We start from the raw sequence: 513 nt of genomic DNA, 5'->3' as shown, positions 1-513 counted from the left end.
CCGGTGCCCCGCCCGCCAGTTCGCGTGCTCCGGCTCGATCAGGTTGTACTCCACCATCCTGGCCACCAGCGCCGGGTCGCGGTGCACCCCGAACCGGAGCAGCAGCCGCTGCTCCTCCTCGTCGTCACCCGCGGGCGCCGGACCGAGCCACGACGACGCCGGTTTCGTCCGATGCAGGTTGTCCTGCGGAGCAGCCAGCATTTCCACCGCACGCTCATCATGCGCACGCAGCCCGGAAAGAATCTTCAAAAGAGGACGGTACGAAGCCGAATACGGCATATCCTCCGGAGTTTCATCCGGACCGAGAAATACCGGCACGATCAGCGTCGCCAATTTATCCTGACCGGGCTTCTGCCGAAGCGCCCGACCAATAGCCTGAACAATATCCACCGCCGACCCCTTCGGGTCGATAAGAGCAACTGAATCCACACTCGGGCAGTCGACCCCCTCACCGAGAACCCGGCAATTCGACATCACCGCCCGCCCCGCACGCCCCCCGAACTGGTGCAGCTC

At 64.5% G+C, this 513-nt stretch carries 1 protein-coding gene; it reads right to left on the bottom strand.

The genetic code is table 11. The features are described 5' to 3' along the window. Nucleotides 1-474: helicase-related protein (locus tag JGS39_RS40130; protein ID WP_443742938.1), on the bottom strand; the 474-nt coding region annotated here is incomplete at its 3' end. Nucleotides 475-513 lie beyond the last annotated feature (39 nt).

Source organism: Streptomyces poriferorum (genome assembly GCF_019399235.1).
Classification (GTDB): Bacteria; Actinomycetota; Actinomycetes; order Streptomycetales; family Streptomycetaceae; genus Streptomyces; species Streptomyces poriferorum.
The sequence above is the reverse complement of the archived record's forward strand: the minus strand, read 5'-3'. Positions and strand labels throughout refer to the sequence as shown.